Consider the following 14,273-nt stretch of genomic DNA (forward strand, 5'->3'; position numbering starts at 1 on the left):
TGAGCTCCTCGGTCCGTCAGTGGTGGTTGCCGGACGCGTTGGTCGGAGCCTGGGCGTTGTACGTCCGGTCCTTCACGTCCAGCTCGACCTTGACCGGACCGGCCTTCTCGAAACGGAGCTCGACGCTGACCTTGTCACCGACCTTGGGAGTGCTCTTGAGCCCCATGAACATGATGTGGTTGCCGCCGCGCTCCAGCCGGAGCTCGCCGTTCGCCGGCACGTCCATCGACTGGACCTGCTGCATCTTCTGGTCCTTGGTCTCGTGGATCTGAAGATCGTCGGAGAGCGAGGAGGTGGCGCCGGTGAGCTTGTCGGCGTTCTCGGAGCCGTTCTTGATGACCAGGAACCCACCGGCCATCTTGTCGTTCACGGGCTCGGGCATGAAGGCGCCGCTGACGGTCATCTTCGGTTCGGCCTTGCCCGAGCAGCCGGATATGGCGAGCACTGCCGTCAGGGAGAGGGCGGCGGCCAGGGTGCGGGTGGTGCGGGCGTTCACGGGTTCTCCCCCTTGATGAGCTTCGGCAGGTCCTTCGTGTAGTCGTCGACGGTGGTGCCCTCGCCGTAGAGGACGTAGCCCTCGTCGGTCTTGGGCGAGAACGCGATGACCTGGGCGCCGTGCATGGAGACGACCTTGCCGTCGGCCCCCGTCGTGGCGGCGTCGATACCGATGCCGAGCGTGCGTGCGGCCGCCTGGATGGTCGCGAAGTCTCCGGTGAGTCCGACGAAGGACGGGTCCTGCGCCTTGAGCCACGCGGCGAGGGACTCGGGAGTGTCCCTCTCGGGGTCGGTGGTGACGAAGACGACCCGGAGGTTGTCCTGGTCGGCCTTGGGGAGTGCCTTCTTGGCGACGGCGATGTTGCTCATCGTCAGCGGGCACACGTCGGGGCAGTTGGTGTAGCCGAAGTAGATGAGCGTCGGCTTGCCCTTGGTCTGCTCACGCAGGTTCCACGGGTTGCCGGTGGTGTCCGTGAGGACGAGCTCCGGCTTGGTGAAGGGGCGGTCCAGGAGGGTCGCGGCCTTGTCGTTGCTCTGACCGCCGGCGATCTGGGTGACTCCGCCGGGCTTGGCGGACTCACCCCCGCAGGCGGTGAGGGTGAGTACGGCCGCCGCGAGCAGCGCGGCGACCGTCACACGTGTGGTGCGCATGAAGAAATGTCCCTGGGATCGGGGATGCTACGGACGTTCGGAACGGCAGCGCCGATGGGCGCGGTAGGTCAGGCGTTGCGGCGGCGCGAGGCGATGCCGAAGGCGACACCGCCGAGCCCGACGACGATGCCGGCGACACCGAGGACGCGCGCGGTGGTGTCGGAGCCGTGTTCGGCGGCGGCCTTGTCGTGGCCGTGCTCGGCGTCCTTGTCGGCGTTCTTCGGCTCGTCGGCCTTCGCACCGCTGTCGTGGTGGTCATCGCCCTTGGGGGCGGTCAGCTTGAGGACGGGCGCGGGGTTCTGCGGCTCCGCGGCGCCCTCCTTGGCCTCCTCGATCCAGCGGACGACCTCGCCGTTGTCGTACGTCTGGATGGACTTGAAGACCATCTGGTCGACGTTCTCGGGCAGCTTGCCGACGGAGAGCGGGAACTGCTGGAACTTGCCGGGCTCGATCTTGCCGCCGGACCAGGTCACCTTGGTGACGGCCTTGGTGATCTGCTTGCCGTGCACGGTGAGCGGCTTGTCGAGGTCGCTCGTCTCGACCTTCACGGTCCAGCCGGGAACGTCCTGCGGCATGACGGAGCTGAGCGGCTGGTCGATCGGGAAGTTGACCTCCAGCTGGGTGGTCGACGCGTTGTCCCGCTCGTTGGGGACCTTGAAGTTGATCGTCGCGTAGCCGCCCTTGGCCGCCTCACCGGCGGGCTGCACGCCGACGTGGGAGAAGGCCGGGCCGGAGAGGAGGAGGACGGAACCGGCGGCGATGGCGGCGGCGACGGAGACGCGAGAGGTCTTCATGGCAGGAACACTCCACGGAAGCAGTGGTGGCGGTTGCTCCGTGCACGGGCGCGCACGGAGTTCGCGGCACCGGTGTCCCGCCCTGTGTCCGGGAAGGAGGGTGCCGCGTCAGGCTGCGAGGGCGAATGCCATGGGTGGGCCGCGCCGGATCACCGTGTGCTGGAGTGCTTCCCGACCCGTGTGGCGGGCGGGAGCGGACCCGGTCCGCAGGTCCTGCGGGGTACGGGGGGCCGAGCCCGGCAGCCCGGCGCCGAGGGCGCGTACGAAGGCGAGCGCGGCGCGCAGCGGACGTATCGGGGCGGCTTCGGAGGAGCGACGGGACAGCTCGACCAGCCGGAAGAGCGCGGCGTCGCCGCGACCGAGCAGCCAGCCCGCGGCGAGTGCGGCCAGCAGGTGACCGGCCAGCATGGCCGGGCTGAACAGGCCGGTCGCGGGTGCCATGGTGACGGCCTGGGCCACGTGCGCGTGCGCTTCGTGTCCCTGTGCCACGGCCTGCCCGGCCTGTGCGGCCTGTGCCGTCTGTTCGGCCAGGGCGGCCGGGTCCAGGCCCGCGGCTTCCAGGATCCGCCGAGCGTCGGCCGGGCTGAGCGGTACGGAGTTGCCCCCGCACACCAGCCGTGCGGCGAGTTCGGCGAGCGAGGCGTCGGCGGTGCCCGCCGGGGCCTGCGCGGCCGCGGCGCCGTGCTGGCCGAGGCCGAACACGGCGTGCAGGCCGAGTTGTCCGGCGGTGAGTCCGGCGGCGATGCCGGGCAGCGTCCGCCGACGGCCCGCGAGCGAGGCGGCGACCGCGAAGACGGCGAGGAAGCCGAGGCACAGCGACCACCAGGGCACGGTGGCGCAGGACGCCAAGGCGTGCCCGATCGCGGACAGCACGACACAGACCGCGGTGAACACCGCGGCCCGGATCAGCCGGAGGCCGGCTCCGGCGTGCGTCGCGTGGGGGTCAGACATGGCCGGGCCATCATCGCACTGCGCTCAGGCCCTTCATACGGCAGGTCCGGAAGGTCCGCATGAGTCCTCTGTGCGAGGGCGTCCGGGCTCACCGCGGGCGGCCGCATACACCGCTCCCCGGAAGAGCCGCGTCGGCCGGACGGGCGTAATGAGCTCTCGGACGGTCGCAGGGCGCTTACGCCCCCTCGCGGGCGGCAATACGTAACCGTATGAGCATCTGGTGGTCTCTCCACTTGAGGCGCGAAGCCGCGAGCGTGCCGCTCGCCAGGCGACTGCTGCTGGGGACGATGGAGACCGCGGGGGTGGACCCGGACATCTCCTTCGATCTCTCGGTGGCGCTGAGCGAGGCGTGTGCGAACGCGGTGGAGCACGGCGGGGGTGGCGAAATCCCGGACGATACCGAGGCCTACCACGTCACGGCCTATCTGGACGGGGATTGCTGCCGCATCGAGGTGACCGATTCCGGTCCGGGGTTCCCGCCCGCGACGGTGGCCCGCCGTAGATCCTCCCTGGCCGAACACGGCCGGGGCCTCCACCTGATCGCCGAACTCGCCGACCACGTCCGCTTCCGCAACCGGCCGGGCCGCGGTGCGGTGGTGAGCTTCGACAAGATGCTCAAGTGGCGCGACGACGCGCTTTTGAAGGTGTCGTAGGCGTCGTAGGTGTCTGTGGCGCCCGGGACGTTCTGGGCGACCTCGGTGTCCTGGCGCCCCGGCGGCCCCGGGAACGCCGATGGGCGGGACCCCGTGGAGGAATCCCGCCCATCCGTGCGCGACGCGGAGGCGTCAGCCCTTCAGGCGTGCCATCCAGGCCTCGACGTCGGTGGAGGTGCGGGGCAGACCGGCGGACAGGTTTCGGTTGCCGTCCTCGGTGACGAGGATGTCGTCCTCGATGCGGACGCCGATGCCGCGGTACTCCTCGGGCACGGTCAGGTCGTCGGCCTGGAAGTAGAGGCCGGGCTCTACGGTGAGGCACATGCCCGGCTCCAGGGTGCCGTCCACGTAGGCCTCGCGGCGGGCGGCGGCGCAGTCGTGGACGTCCATGCCGAGCATGTGGCCGGTGCCGTGCAGGGTCCAGCGGCGCTGCAGGCCCAGCTCCAGGACCCGCTCGACCGGGCCCTCCAGCAGGCCCCACTCGACGAGCTTCTCGGCCAGCACGTGCTGGGAGGCGTCGTGGAAGTCACGGAACTTCGCACCCGGCTTCACCGCGGCGATGCCGGCTTCCTGGGACTCGTACACGGCGTCGTAGATCTTGCGCTGGATGTCGGTGTACGTGCCGTTGATGGGCAGGGTGCGGGTGACGTCGGCGGTGTAGAGGGAGTGGGTCTCCACGCCGGCGTCGAGCAGCAGGAGGTCACCGGAGCGGACGTCGCCGTCGTTGCGGACCCAGTGCAGGGTGCAGGCGTGCGGGCCGGCGGCGCAGATCGAGCCGTAGCCGATGTCGTTGCCCTCGACGCGGGCACGCAGGAAGAAGGTGCCCTCGATGTAGCGCTCCGAGGTGGCCTCGGCCTTGTCGAGGACCTTCACGACGTCCTCGAAACCGCGGACGGTCGAGTCGACCGCCTTCTGCAGCTCACCGATCTCGAACGTGTCCTTCACGGCGCGGGCCTCGGAGAGGTAGACGCGCAGTTCCTCGTCGCGCTCCTTGGTCACCTTGTCGGTGAGGGCGGACTCGATCACCGCGTCGTGGCCGCGCACCGCGCGGACGGGGCCCTCGGCCTCGGTGAGGGCCTCGGCGAGCTCGCGGACGTCCTTAGCGGGGACGCCCAGGAGCTGCTCGGCCTCGGCGAGGGAGTGGCGGCGGCCGACCCACAGTTCGCCCTGGCCGGACAGCCAGAACTCGCCGTTCTCCCGGTCGGAGCGCGGCAGCAGGTAGATGGTGGCGACGTGCCCGGTCGGGCCGGTGGGCTCCAGGACCAGGACGCCGTTCTCGGTCTGGTCACCGGTGAGGTACGCGTACTCGGTCGAGGCCCGGAAGGGGTACTCGGTGTCGTTCGAGCGGGTCTTCAGACGGCCTGCGGGGATGACGAGACGCTCACCGGGGAAGCGCCGGGACAGCGCGTCACGACGGGCGAGGGTGTGCGTGGCCTGGGCGATGGGCTCCAGACCGTGCAGCTCGGTGTCGGCCCAGCCGCTGCGCATGTTCTCCGCGAGTTCGTCGCTGACGCCCGGGTACAGACCGTTCTTGCGCTGCTTGTGCGTCTTCTTGGGCTGCTCTTCTTCCGGGGTCTCCGGGGTGAGCTCGTCAGCCACGTCTTCTCCTCAGCTACGACGGTACGGACCTGGGTGTGGACCGCATCCATCGTATGCGTGTACGGGAGAGAGCTGTTCCGAATCGTGCCGTCCATCACGATTCGGAACATGCTCCGGGCCTCATTCGAATCGGGCCGCGAGCAGCACGATGTCCTCGGGGGCGTCGGTCGGGTTCCCGCCGGGCAGGACGGTTCGCAGGATGTGCTCGCACAGGGCGGCCGGGTCCTCGCGGACGCTGCGGGGGACCCCCGCGGCCGCGGCGTGCAGCCGGGCGTAGGCCCGGTCCATCGGGTCGCCCGTGTGGTGCAGCAGCCCGTCGGTGTAGAGAAGCACCGTTTCTCCGGGTGCGGGTTCGATCTCCATGCTGGGCGCCTCCCAGCAGGACAGCATCCCCAGGGGCGCGGAGAGCGAGGTCTCCACGTACTCGGTGCGGTGCTCGCCGATCAGCAGGGGCGGGGTGTGTCCGGCCCCGGCCAGGATGATCTTGCTGCCCTGGCCGGCGGACTGCGGGCCCCCGGCGGGTTCGCAGTAGGCGAAGAGCGCGGTGGCGCAGCGGGCGGGCTCGGTGAGGCGCAGCAGCAGTTCCAGGTCGGACAGGACCGCCACCGGGTCCTCGCCCTCCATGACGGCGTAGGCGCGCAGTGATGCGCGCAGCCGCCCCATCGCGGCGACGGCGCTCGGCCCGGATCCGGTGACGGAGCCGACGGCCAGGCCCAGGGCGCCCTCGGGCAGCGGCAGCGCGTCATACCAGTCACCCCCGCCGAGCGGCCCGGTGTGGTGGCGGGCCGCGAGCTGCACCCCGGGGATCCGGGGGAGCCTGCTCGGCAGCAGTTCCTCGGAGACGGTGGCCAGGTGTGTGCGGGAGCGCTCCACCTCCAGCATCCGGGCCAGGTGCTCGGCGCCGTGCCGCACGTACAGCCCGACGAGGTCGCGCTGGCGGTCGCTCGGCTCGGCCTGCTCGTCGTAGAGCCAGACGGCCGCGCCGAGCCGGCCGGTGGCCTCCGCGGTGAGGGGGAGCGAGTAGCTCGCGGCGTAGCCGAGGCGGGCGGCGACCTCACGGTGGCGGGGGTCCACGGGGGCGGCGAACCCCCCGGTTCCGGGGGCTGCGCCCGGCTCGGGAAGGAATTCGGAGCCGCCCTGGGCGTCGGGCAGACCGTCGAGGATCCGCCCGTAGGAGGTGGCGCTGCGCGGCACGGTCTCGATGTGGCCGAGCTCCGCGTGCCCGAGCCCGAGGCCGATCGTGCTCGTCGGGCCGAGTCCGTCGGAGGGCTCCAGGACGATCAGACCGCGTCGGGCGCCGACGAGCGTGGCTCCGGCGCGCAGGAACTCGCGCAGCGAGGTGTCGAGGTCACTGGCGCGAGCGAGGCGTTCGGTGAGCTCGTGGAGGGTGGTGAGGTCCGAGACCATGCCCGCCAGCCGGTCCTGGATGACACTGCCCGGGCCGCCGGGCGGAGGGGCCGGTGCGGGGGTGGTCCGGGCGGGCGTGGGCGCCGCAGTGTGCGGTGACGCCGTTACTGCTGGATCGATTCCAGCCACTTTCGGCAGATGCGGGGCGCTCATGGCGTCCGCCTTTCCACCTGGTGCGATTCGCCAAATAGCATCGCAAACCCCCAGATCGTGCTGCGCCGCCATCAAGGAATCCACATCTACACGCACACATGGATGCATGTCCAGCATTGCCCAGGTGGGAATCCTGGTGTCCGTGGGGCCGCAACTCACGGTCGAGCCAAGGCTAGAACTTGGCCGGAAAAAGCGGCAAGCAGTCGGTTTTTGCGATCGACTGAGCGGGCTCCGCAGGGGGCTCGGGTACGTACTCGTTGATGCACGGGGCCAGTTGGCGTTGCCGGGAACCACCCGGTGCGGGTCGTCGTCCTTAGCGGCGGCCGCCGGTCCCGGTGGCCGGCGCGGGTCGCGCTCCACCCCCGCGGGACGTTTGATGGACCTGTAAGAACCTGCACGAACCGTGTGAACCTGCTTCTGGCGGACAGTGACGCGAAACCTGTACGTGTGGTGAGACACCGGTTACATGGTGTGATGTGGCCCTCGGCGTTCAACGGAAAGGAACGAGCGCACATGCGCGAGATCCTCGGAAGGCGTCTCCAGCGGCTCCGTGATCGCTTTCAATTCCTGCGCCCCGACCCGGTACAGAGCAACGGCTCTTCGGCTCTCCTCGACGCGGCGCTCGTCTGCGTCACCACCTGGCAGTGGCCCGTCCTGCCCGGCGTCGGCCGGTCCGGCACCGACGGCAAGCGATGTGCCTGCCCCGACCCCGACTGCGCCGTGCCCGGCGCGCACCCCTTCGACCCCGGACTGCTCGCCGCCACCACCGACCCCCGGATGGTGGCCTGGTGGTGGACCAACCGGCCCACCGCCCCCGTCCTGATGGCCACCGGTGGGACCGCCCCGTGCGCGGTGAGCCTGCCGGCCGGCGCGGCCGCGCGCGCCCTCGTACGACTGGACGCGCAGGGCATGCGGCTCGGTCCGGTCGTCGCCACGCCCACCCGCTGGGCGTTGCTGGTGGAGCCCTACTCCCTGGAGCGGCTCGGCGAACTGCTGTACGCCAAGGATCACGTGCCCTCCTCCCTGCGCTTCCACGGTGAGGGCGGCTACCTGTTGCTGCCGCCCTCCGCCGCGTCCAGCGGGGGTCAGGTGCGCTGGGAACGGGAGCCGGGCGCGCAGTCGACGGCGCGGCAGCCGCGGGCACGTTCGGCGCGGGCTCAGGCGCGCGCACAGGTGCCGCAGGCGCCGGCGGGAAGCCTCTGGCTGCCCGAGATCGAGGCGGTCGTGGACGCGCTGGTCGAGGCCAGCAGCGGCGCGCCCGGCGGCGGCAGCAGGCTCGCGTACTGACCTGCGGGGCCTGTGAGGATCACTCGTACGGGTGCCAGCGGGACGAGTTTCCAAGGGAATTGGGCGCGGGGATCTCCGCGCCCCATTCCCTCCTCGCTATGTTCGGCGAATGAATCTCCGCCTGATCGGTATCGGCGCCGGTGTGTTGATCATCTTGTCGCTCCCGCTCGCCGGCGCGATCGCCGGGACGGACTTTGCCGGTCAGGACGACGGAAAAGGCGGCGGCGTGTTCTCGGCGCTCGGTCTTTCGGACTCCTCCCGCACACCCCCCGCCGCGCCCGCGCGCTCGGCGCCCACGGCCGCCCCGCAGCAGCCCGGTCCGGCCGAGCAGCCGCGTACGGATTCGAGCTGCGGTCCCGAGCTGTCCTCGCCGCACGGGGTGGAGGCGCAAACCTGCGTGTTGGTCGGCGAAGGTCGGACGTGGGGCCGGAGTTACTACCGGAACACAAGTGGTCGCACTTTGGACGCGGTGCTCACGGTGATGGGTCCGGCCGGGCGCACGATCCAGATTCGGTGCGCGGTGGGCGCGGGGGACGAACCGGGTTTGTGCGAGACGCCCAAAGAGGCTTCGGCCGGCGGCCCGGAGAGTTACTCGGCCGTAGCGGAGTTTGCAGTTCCGGATGATGAAGGGGAACTGCTCTTGAGGTCCGGGAGCAACTCACCGGCACCGGGTGACCGTTGATCGGATCCGGAAAATCAAGGGCCCGGTCGCTGGCGACGGGGGATGCACCAGCGACCGGGCTACAAGAACGGTAACAAGAGATCGCCTGTACGCAAATTCGATCTCCGATATTCAGACACCGATTTGCAGACGATTAGCGGGAGTTGTGACTCCGGTCACCGGCTCCGCGCGGGCGCCCGGTCAGCTGAGCGTCACCTGGCGGTTGGTGAGTCCGCCACGTGCCCGGCGCTCCTCCGTGGTCAGCGGGGCGTCCGTGGCCAGCGCCCCGGCCAGCCGTTCCGCGAACTCCGCCGCGGGCTTCTCGACGTCGTCGGCCGTGACCCCGGTGGGCAGGTCCCAGACCGGGACCATCAGGCCGTGGGCGCGGAAGGAGCCGACGAGCTTCGTGCCCTCGCCGAGCGAGGTGGTGCCGGCCGCGTGCAGTCGCGCGAGGGCGTCGAGCAGCTTCTCCTCGGGGTGCGGCATGACCCAGCGCAGGTGGTTCTTGTCCGGCGTCTCGCACCAGTAGGCGGCGTCCACGCCGGTCAGCTTGACGGTGGGAATGGCGGCCGCGTTGGCGCGCTCCAGCGAGGCGGCGATCTCCGGCGACGCGTTCTGGGCGTTCTCGGATTCCGGAATCCAGAATTCGAAGCCGGTGTGCACAACCGGCTCGAAACCGCCGTCGGCGTCCAGGAGATCCTGAAGTCGGGGACCCTCGGCGGGAACCCGGCGAGCGGCGACCGGCGTACCGGGCTCCGCCACGAGGGCGCGCTCCAGGGTGTCGGCCATGTCGCGGCCGAGGTCCCCGGAGGACGAGTCGTTCTGCAGGCCGAGGAGGACGGACCCGTCCTCGCGGCGCAGCGCGGGCCATGCCATGGGCAGTACGGTCACCAGGGTGACGGAGGGCACGCCCTCGGGCAGACCGCCCTTGAGGGACAGCGGGACGGTGGCGGCGGGCACCAGCTCGCGCAGCGCGACCCAGTCGCACTCACCCGGAAGCCCTTCGAAGGGGCGCCGTACGTGCTCGGTGACGGCGTGCGCGGCGGCTGCGCCGTGACAGGCCTTGTAGCGGCGGCCGGATCCGCAGGGACAGGGCTCGCGGGCACCCACAACGGGGATCTCACCGTTGTTGAGCTGCGGCTTTGCAGTCTTGGCTGCGGGGCGCTTCTTGGCCATCGTGCGTGTCTCCCGGTTGCGGCGGTACGGCGTCGTGTCTGGGCGCGAGCCTAGCCGTTCGTACCGCCGGAACCGGTTGGGTGCGGCCGGGAGCACGGTCGGCGTGCGCTCCCGGACGGCCGCCTGTGCGGATGACCGGTACTGCTGTCGTGCTGTCTTGCTCTCGTGTCGTTCGTGCGGTCGGGGCTCCCTGTTCAGGAATCCAGGTCGTCGAACGCCGTACTGAAGTCGATCGCCGGGGGCGCAACGCGCGTAGCGAAATCCTCGTGCCGGGGCCCACAGGCAACGATCACCCACACGGTGACCTCACCCGCCGCTCCGTCCCGGACACCCCAGTCCTGGGCCAGGGCGCTGATGATGTTCAGCCCCCGACCGCCGCGTGCGGTGACCGAGGGCGTGGCAGGAACCGGGCGGGTGGGCCCGCCCCCGTCCGTCACCTCGACCGTCAGTCGACCCGCTCTGTCGACGCGCCACGCGGCGCGTATCTCCCCGTCCCCGACCTCCCGAGAGCCCAGCGGCCTGCCGTGTCGGCAAGCGTTGCTGAGCAGTTCGGAAAGGATCAGTACGGCATCGTCCACGACCGATTCAGGCACTCCGCTGATGCGCAGTTGCTCGCGCATCCGGTGTCGTGCCTCGCTCACGCCCGCAGGACCATGGCGTACGTCCATGCACGACGACGTGGGCACTTCTTGTGCCACCACCAACGCCACCCCCGGAACCTCCTTAGCCCCACGCATGGTCTGGATGCCCCAATGGCCTGGACCGGAAACCGCCGGAGCAGCCCGAAGCGGGCCCCCTGACGCATTCACGCTGATCGAATGCGGAGCGGATGCGCCGGGGCACACCCTGTAACGAACGGGTCAGGGGTGGCGGGTGCGCAAAAGGGGGCTTCAGCGCCCGAGTTGGGACAGAACTTGGCGGGGTCTGTTCGTGATGATTGCTTCCACGCCCAGATCAGCGCAGAGCTGAACGTCTTCGGGTTCGTTCACGGTCCATACGTGTACGGAGTGGCCCGCGCCCTGGAGCTTGTGGATGAAGGCGGGGTGGTTGCGCACGATCCGCATCCCGGGGCCCGCGATCGTCACGCCGGCCGGCAGCCGCCCGTCCCGCATCCGGGGCGAGATGAACTGCATCAGATACACGGTCGGGATCGTCGGCGCGGCCGCCCGGACCCGATGCAGGGAGCGCGCGGAGAAGCTCATGACCCGCACCGGGTGCGGACCCTCGGCCGGTGGGGCGTCCAGACCGAAGCGCTTGAGGAGGGCGAGGAGGCGCTCCTCCACCTGTCCGGCCCAGCGCGTCGGATGCTTCGTCTCGATCGCGAGCTGTACCGGCCGTCCGGCGTCGGAGACCAGCTCCAGCAGGCGCTCCAGGGTGAGGACGGAGGTGCGTTCGGGGTCCGCGTCCCAGTCGGGGGATTCCTCGCGGTCCTTCCAGGAGCCGAAGTCGAGGGCGGCGAGATCGGCCAGCTCCAGGGCGGAGACGGCGCCGCGGCCGTTCGAGGTGCGGTTCACCCGGCGGTCGTGGACCAGGACCAGATGGCCGTCCGCGGTCAGCCGGACATCGCATTCGAGGCCGTCGGCGCCGTCCTCGATGGCCTTGCGGTAAGCGGCCAGGGTGTGCTCGGGGGCATCCTCCGAGGCGCCGCGGTGGGCGACGACCTGGATGGTGCGCGGCATTGCGTGGGTCACCGGGTCATGGTGCCACCGACCGACGCCCGGGCGTCGGGGTGGACCCCGAGAGTGCATCCGAAATGTCGGATATAAAGAATGGGGAGAGATGCACAGGTCCGGCTTACAGTGCTCTGACGGGTCATGGGAAAGGCTTTGCCCAGGAACTTGTGCGGCACGTCGAACGTTCAGTCGGACCGATATCGCCAGAGGATTTTCCGAAGCCGTGTGTGACGAGGAGAGAGCGCTGTGAGCAACGAGAACGAGGGCACCGCGGCCCCGACACCCCCCGCGGCCCCGTCCGTACCCCCTGCTCCGGCCTCCGAGACGCAGGGCGTGGCCCCCGCGCCCGCCACCGGCGAGCCGGTGACCCAGCAGCTGCCGCCGACCCCGGCGCCCGGCACCGAGCCCACCCAGCAGTTCCCGCCCGCACCGGCGGCCCCGGCCTACGGCCAGGCTCCCGCCCCGGCCGCGTACGGGGCCGAGGGCTGGCCGCCTCCGCCGCCCACGGTGCCGGCGTACGGCGCGGGCGGCCATGGCGGCGGTGCCTGGGGCGCTCCCCTGACCACCGACGGCCACCCCGCGCCCAAGCCGAAGGGCAAGGGCGGCCTGGTCGCGGCCGTGCTCGTGGCGGCCCTCCTCGCGGGCGGCATCGGCGGTGGCGTCGGCTACTGGGCCGCCCAGCGCAGTGACAACGGCACCGGCTCCACCACGATCAGCGCCGCGAACACCCCCAAGGACCTCAAGCGCGAGGCCGGCTCCATCGCCGGTCTGGCCGCCGGGGCCCTGCCCAGCGTGGTCACCATCGAGGCCTCGGCCGGCGACGGCGAGGGCGGCACCGGCACCGGGTTCGTCTACGACCAGCAGGGCCACATCCTCACCAACAACCATGTCGTGGCCTCCGCCGCTAACGGCGGCAAGCTCTTCGCGACGTTCTCCGACGGCAAGCGGTACGACGCCGAGGTCGTGGGCCGTGCCCAGGGCTACGACGTCGCCGTCCTCAAGCTGAAGAACCCGCCGGCCGGCCTCAAGCCGCTGCCGCTGGGCGACTCCGACAAGGTCGCCGTCGGTGACTCGACCATCGCGATCGGCGCCCCCTTCGGCCTGTCCAACACGGTCACCACCGGCATCGTGAGCGCCAAGAACCGTCCGGTCGCCTCCGGTGACGGCTCCGGCAGCAAGAACTCGTACATGAGCGCCCTCCAGACGGACGCCTCGATCAACCCGGGCAACTCGGGCGGCCCGCTGCTCGACGGACGCGGCGCGGTCATCGGCATCAACTCCGCGATCCAGTCGGCGGGCAACGGCGGCTTCGGCGGCGGCCAGGCCGGTTCCATCGGCCTGGGCTTCGCCATCCCGGTCAACCAGGCGAAGAACGTCGCCGAATCGCTCATCAAGACCGGCAAGCCGGTCTACCCGGTGATCTCGGTCTCGGTCGACCTCCAGGCCAAGTCCGAGGGCGCCAAGATCTCCGAGCAGGGCGGGGCCGCCAATGAACTGGTCGACCCGAACGGCCCGGCCGGCAAGGCGGGCCTCAAGCCCGGCGACATCATCACCGAGTTCGGCGGCAGGCCGGTCGACAGCGGCCCGACCCTGATCAGCATGATCTGGACGTACAAGCCCGGCGACACCGTGAAGCTCACCTACCTGCGCGGTGGCAAGCCGACCACCGTCGACATCACGCTCGGCTCGCGGGTCGGCGACAAGTAGCGGCACCCCGGCACCACCGGTCGCGGCGGCGACCCGATCAGGAGGGGCCGTAGGCGGGATTCCGCCTACGGCCCCTCCAACGTCCGCTTATGCTTCGCTCGTGTTCGATTCTCGGCACATACGGACCTTTCACACGGTGGTCGCCTCCGGGTCGTACTCCGCCGCCGCCCGCGTGCTGGGGTACACCCAGCCCGCCATCACCCAGCAGATGAAGGCGCTCGAACGCGCCGTAGGCACCCCGCTGTTCACCCGAGTGGGCCGCAAGATGCAGCTCACCGAGGCCGGGGAGTCCCTCTCCCGGCACGCCGAGACCATCCTCGGCAATCTCTCCGCCGCCGAGGCCCAGCTGAGGGCGTACGCCCGGCTACGCACCGGCCGTGTCAGGCTGTGCGGCTTCCCCAGCGCCAATGTCACCCTCGTCCCCGAGGCCCTGAGCGGCCTGGCCAAGGACCATCCGGGCATACAGGTGGAACTGCTGGAGGGCGAGCCCCCCGAGTCGCTGCGCCGGCTGGAGCGTGGGGAATGCGACATCACCCTGGCCTTCACCTATCCCGGCCTGCACGAGGAGATCCCGGAGGAGGTCGCCGAGGTCAGGCTGATGGAGGACCAGCTGACGGTGCTGCTCCCGACCGGGCATCCGCTGGCCCGCCGCCGCGCCGTGCACCTGGCCGACCTCGCCGAGGAACGCTGGATCGCGGGCTGCCCGCGCTGCCGGGCGAACCTGCTGCACGAATGCGCGGAGCTGGGGTTCGTGCCCGACATCCGGTTCGCCACCGACGACAACCTGGTCGTGCAGAGCCTGGTCGCACAAGGGCTGGGCGTGGCGATGATGCCGGCGCTGGTGCTGCCCTCCCTCTCGCTGAGCCGGGTCTGCGGGCGGGCCCTCCAGCCCGCCGCTCGCCGGCACATCGCCGCGTACGTCTACCGCGACCATCTGCGGATCCCGGCGACGGCCGTGGTGCTCGACGCGCTGAAGCAGGTGGCGGGAAACCGGGTCGGCTGCTGACCGACCCATAAGCGGTGCTTGGGATTTCGGGTCATAACTGTCGTTGGACGTGATGGAACG

General features: G+C 70.7%; 14 protein-coding genes. 5 read left to right on the plus strand and 9 right to left on the minus strand.

What is annotated here, in order from left to right; genetic code table 11:
- Positions 1 to 16 precede the first annotated feature (16 nt).
- From ACWG52_RS19465 to ACWG52_RS19480, 4 genes are all read right to left on the minus strand, one after another.
- Positions 17 to 496, minus strand: coding sequence for a copper chaperone PCu(A)C (locus ACWG52_RS19465; protein ID WP_389804524.1), 480 nt, complete (start codon positions 494 to 496; stop codon positions 17 to 19).
- Positions 493 to 1,146, minus strand: a complete 654-nt coding sequence (locus ACWG52_RS19470) for an SCO family protein (RefSeq protein ID WP_033215054.1) — start codon at positions 1,144 to 1,146, stop codon at positions 493 to 495. Before ACWG52_RS19470 ends, ACWG52_RS19465 begins: the two co-directional genes overlap by 4 nt.
- Before the next feature lie 68 nt (positions 1,147 to 1,214).
- Positions 1,215 to 1,940: a YcnI family copper-binding membrane protein gene (locus ACWG52_RS19475; protein ID WP_453125448.1), complete on the minus strand. Its 726-nt coding sequence runs from the start codon at positions 1,938 to 1,940 to the stop codon at positions 1,215 to 1,217.
- 108 nt (positions 1,941 to 2,048) lie between these two features.
- Positions 2,049 to 2,891 carry a hypothetical protein gene (locus ACWG52_RS19480; protein WP_389804529.1) on the minus strand — a complete coding sequence of 281 codons (843 nt, stop codon included), beginning with the start codon at positions 2,889 to 2,891 and terminating at the stop codon, positions 2,049 to 2,051.
- Positions 2,892 to 3,100: 209 nt separating this feature from the next.
- On the opposite strand from ACWG52_RS19480, the gene ACWG52_RS19485 reads away from it, so the two are divergent.
- Entirely contained in the window at positions 3,101 to 3,544 is a 444-nt protein-coding gene (locus ACWG52_RS19485; RefSeq protein ID WP_033215060.1) for an ATP-binding protein, read from the plus strand.
- 132 nt (positions 3,545 to 3,676) lie between these two features.
- Here the strand turns inward: ACWG52_RS19485 and ACWG52_RS19490 are convergent, their stop codons facing one another.
- Positions 3,677 to 5,143, minus strand: a complete 1,467-nt coding sequence (locus ACWG52_RS19490) for an aminopeptidase P family protein (protein ID WP_389804533.1) — start codon at positions 5,141 to 5,143, stop codon at positions 3,677 to 3,679.
- Between the two features lie 120 nt (positions 5,144 to 5,263).
- Positions 5,264 to 6,820, minus strand: a complete 1,557-nt coding sequence (locus tag ACWG52_RS19495) for a PP2C family protein-serine/threonine phosphatase (protein WP_389804536.1) — start codon at positions 6,818 to 6,820, stop codon at positions 5,264 to 5,266.
- Positions 6,821 to 7,216: 396 nt separating this feature from the next.
- Here ACWG52_RS19495 and ACWG52_RS19500 point away from each other — a divergent pair, with 396 nt between their 5' ends.
- The gene (locus tag ACWG52_RS19500) at positions 7,217 to 7,990 is read left to right on the plus strand and encodes a bifunctional DNA primase/polymerase (protein WP_390139387.1); all 774 of its coding nucleotides are present in this window, start codon (positions 7,217 to 7,219) and stop codon (positions 7,988 to 7,990) included.
- Positions 7,991 to 8,099: 109 nt separating this feature from the next.
- Complete coding sequence (locus ACWG52_RS19505; protein WP_453125451.1) at positions 8,100 to 8,672, plus strand: hypothetical protein; 573 nt, start codon at positions 8,100 to 8,102, stop codon at positions 8,670 to 8,672.
- A 180-nt stretch (positions 8,673 to 8,852) separates the two neighbouring features.
- On the opposite strand, the gene ACWG52_RS19510 is transcribed toward ACWG52_RS19505, so the two are convergent.
- The 3 genes from ACWG52_RS19510 to ACWG52_RS19520 all read right to left on the minus strand — a co-directional run bounded on the left by ACWG52_RS19510 (position 8,853) and on the right by ACWG52_RS19520 (position 11,506).
- Positions 8,853 to 9,827 (minus strand): DUF5926 family protein, encoded by a 975-nt coding sequence (locus tag ACWG52_RS19510; RefSeq protein WP_033223326.1) that lies wholly within the window; start codon positions 9,825 to 9,827, stop codon positions 8,853 to 8,855.
- 194 nt (positions 9,828 to 10,021) lie between these two features.
- Positions 10,022 to 10,537: an ATP-binding protein gene (locus tag ACWG52_RS19515; RefSeq protein WP_453125454.1), complete on the minus strand. Its 516-nt coding sequence runs from the start codon at positions 10,535 to 10,537 to the stop codon at positions 10,022 to 10,024.
- Between the two features lie 180 nt (positions 10,538 to 10,717).
- Complete coding sequence (locus ACWG52_RS19520) at positions 10,718 to 11,506, minus strand: glycerophosphodiester phosphodiesterase (RefSeq protein WP_202505833.1); 789 nt, start codon at positions 11,504 to 11,506, stop codon at positions 10,718 to 10,720.
- A 240-nt stretch (positions 11,507 to 11,746) separates the two neighbouring features.
- Here ACWG52_RS19520 and ACWG52_RS19525 point away from each other — a divergent pair, with 240 nt between their 5' ends.
- Positions 11,747 to 13,207: a S1C family serine protease gene (locus ACWG52_RS19525; protein WP_389804547.1), complete on the plus strand. Its 1,461-nt coding sequence runs from the start codon at positions 11,747 to 11,749 to the stop codon at positions 13,205 to 13,207.
- A gap of 100 nt (positions 13,208 to 13,307) precedes the next feature.
- The gene (locus ACWG52_RS19530) at positions 13,308 to 14,213 is read left to right on the plus strand and encodes a LysR family transcriptional regulator (protein WP_033223332.1); all 906 of its coding nucleotides are present in this window, start codon (positions 13,308 to 13,310) and stop codon (positions 14,211 to 14,213) included.
- Positions 14,214 to 14,273: the final 60 nt, after the last annotated feature.

The organism is Streptomyces sp. CLCI03 (assembly GCF_053615355.1).